A 2,681-nucleotide genomic window follows, 5' to 3' on the forward strand; every position below is an offset into this window, starting at 1 on the left:
GCCTCCGCGACCGCCGCGTACAGCAGGCCGCCCGCGGCCGCCAGCCACGGGCGCGCACCGGTCAGGTCCGGGTCGATCGCGAACGGCGCCGGAGTCGTGGACGCGCGGCCGTCCGCCGGGTCCACGACGTCGACGCCCGCCGGGAGGAGCTGGTCCGCCAGCCGGGGCCGCAGCGCGTAGACCGTGCCGCCCGCCTCCGCGAGCGCCGCGTAGCCGGGGACGTCCCGCGACCACGCCACCGCGCCGGACGGGACGTCGACCGCCTCCATCCGGTCGGTGCCGGCGCCCTTCCCCTCCTGGTGGCGGACGACGATGAGTCGCCCGCCCGCGAGGACGGCCGGGCACATCCGGTCGCCGCACACCCCGTCGCCGTCCCAGCCGGCGATCTGGTCGCCGCCGGCGGTGAACGCGCGCAGCGCCGCGCCGTCCGCGACGAGGACCGCGCCGTCCAGCACACGGACCTCGGGCGACTCCCCCGCCAGCGTCCGGCTCCACAGCACCCGCCCGTGCCCCGGGTCGACGGCGAGCAGCCGGCCGTCCTGGTCCCGGCAGCCCACCGCGAGCGCGGCGAGGGCGTCGCCGGGGGTCTTGCGGGCGTTCCCGCCGTCCGCCGGGTCGGGGGCGCCGGGCGGGTCCAGGGAATCGGAGGGCTGCGCCGCGCCCTCGAACAGCCGGCACCCCTTCGGCAGCGGCGACCGCCACAGCCGCTTCCCGGTCAGCGCGGACACCCCGTACAGGGTGCGGCGGCCGTCGTCGGTGGTCAGCACCACGCCGGCGCCGGCGGGCCAGCGCAGCGTGGCGCGCGACACCGCCGCCGGGCGCTCCCCGTCGCGCCGCCACAGCTGCGCGCCCGACAGCTCGTCGAACCCGACGAGCAGCCGGTCACCGCGCCGGCCGTCCCGCTCGAAGTAGGCGACGAGCCGGGACCGCGTGGACGTCCAGCCGAGCAGCGTCCACCCGGTGCGGCGGTAGCTCCAGCGCTCGGCGCCGTCGCGGGCGTCCCGGACGACGAGGCCGCCGCCGGACGCGGTCACCACCTGCCCGCGCGACACGTCGTAGGCGACGCCGTCGTACCCGGCGGCGGACCCGCGGTGGATCCGCGTGGTCTGCTCCCAGCTCACGGCGAGCGGCCCGGGCGGCGGGCCGACGTCGGTCTGCGGCGCGACGGGCCGTCCGGTGACGGTGTGGCGCACCTGCCACCACTCGGCGTGCAGGACGAACCGCTCGACGAGGACCGCGCACAGCGCGACGGCGAGGGCACCGGCGACGAGGCCGAGCGCCATGCGGACGCCGCCTCCCGGCCCCGGCCGGCTCCCGCCCACGCCCGCGCCGCCTCCCTGTTCCGCCGACCGCATACCCGTTCCACTGGCCGTATGGTGTGGACCTCCACCTTGCCGTGTCGCGCCCGCCCGCGCGACACGGCCCGGACAGAATCGCCCGCGGGACATGCCCGGCTTCCCTTGGGCGCACGGGGCCGGAACGAGCAGGGAGGGAACTTGGAGGTCTTCACCCGGTGGCGGACCTGGGACGCCGCCCGCGCGGACCTGGAGTCGTCCGGCGACGGCGCGCGCCTGGACCTCGGCGCGCTCTCGGCGGCGGCGGACGCGGCGCTGCGCTGGCACGGCGACCAGCGGCGCCCGACCGGCGACCCGTACGTCGAGCACCTGCTGGAGGCCCTCGAAGTGCTGGTGCGCGGCGCGGGCGTCACCGACACGGCGGTGCTGTCCGCCGTTCTGCTGCACGACGTGGTCGAGGACACCCCGGCCACGCTCACCGACGTGGAGGACGCGTTCGGGCCGGAGGTGACCGAGCTGGTCGACTGGGTGACCAAGCCGCCGGCGGGCGGCGCCGGGCGGCAGGCGAAGCGCGCCGCCAAGTCCGCGTACCTGCGGCGGCTGCGCGACGCCCCGCCGGAGGCGATCCTGGTGAAGCTCGCGGACCGGGTCAGCAACGTCCAGCGGCTCGACCGGATGCCGCCGGACTTCCAGCGCCGCTACTACGCCGAGACGATCACCTACATCGTCCCGCTGGCGGAGCCGCACCCGTGGTTCGCGGCGTGGTACGGCGAGTGGCGCGAGGCGTTCGCGCACCTGCGCTAGACCGCCTAGTGACCGGGCGGTCATGAGATGGGATGATCGGCCCATGGAACGCGAGTGGGTGGTCGAGGAGAGCGTCGCGATCGGCGCCGGGACGCGGGCGGTCTACGCCGCGGTCGCCGACCTGCGGCGGATGCGCGAGTGGAGCCCCGAGGTCTTCGCGACGTGGATCCGCGGCCGGGCCGTCAAGGCCGGCACGAAGTTCGTCGGGTTCAACCGGCTCGGCTGGCGGGTGTGGTTCACCACCTGCGAGGTGACGGTCGCCGTCCCCGGCGAGGCGTTCGCCTTCCGGGTGTCGAGCTTCGGCCTCCCGGTGGCGCTGTGGGGCTACCGCATCGAGGACGTCAGCGGCGAGGACGGCGCCCGGACGCGGCTCACCGAGTACTGGGAGGACCTGCGGCGCGGCAACCGCGGCGCCGGGCTGGTCTCGCTGCTCGGGAAGGTGTTCACGGGCGTGCCGGCCGAGGAGCGCGCCGCGCTCAACCGCGCGGGCATGCGGGCCACGCTCGGCCGGATCAAGGCGGGCGTCGAGCGCGGCTGACCCTGGCGGGGCGCGCGGGCGCGCGCCACGGCGGCCCCGGACGG

3 protein-coding genes are annotated in these 2,681 nt (G+C 77.2%); 2 read left to right on the plus strand and 1 reads right to left on the minus strand.

The genetic code is table 11. From position 1 onward, the window contains the following. Positions 1 to 1,322 (minus strand): outer membrane protein assembly factor BamB family protein (locus F9B16_RS50030; protein WP_192809406.1); only part of this gene is annotated, 1,322 nt, incomplete at its 3' end. 174 nt (positions 1,323 to 1,496) lie between these two features. Between F9B16_RS50030 and F9B16_RS50035 the strand changes: the two genes are divergently transcribed. Further along, positions 1,497 to 2,099 carry an HD domain-containing protein gene (locus tag F9B16_RS50035; RefSeq protein ID WP_151547289.1) on the plus strand — a complete coding sequence of 201 codons (603 nt, stop codon included), beginning with the start codon at positions 1,497 to 1,499 and terminating at the stop codon, positions 2,097 to 2,099. A gap of 43 nt (positions 2,100 to 2,142) precedes the next feature. Beyond that, the gene (locus F9B16_RS50040; protein WP_151547290.1) at positions 2,143 to 2,637 is read left to right on the plus strand and encodes an SRPBCC family protein; all 495 of its coding nucleotides are present in this window, start codon (positions 2,143 to 2,145) and stop codon (positions 2,635 to 2,637) included. Positions 2,638 to 2,681 lie beyond the last annotated feature (44 nt).

This window comes from Actinomadura montaniterrae (genome assembly GCF_008923365.1).
GTDB classification, from domain to species: Bacteria; Actinomycetota; Actinomycetes; order Streptosporangiales; family Streptosporangiaceae; genus Spirillospora; species Spirillospora montaniterrae.

Coding starts and splice junctions, on each gene's coding strand:
- F9B16_RS50040 (WP_151547290.1), top strand. CDS start 2,143: ATGGAACGCGAGTGGGTGGTCGAGGAGAGCGTCGCGATCGGCGCCGGG.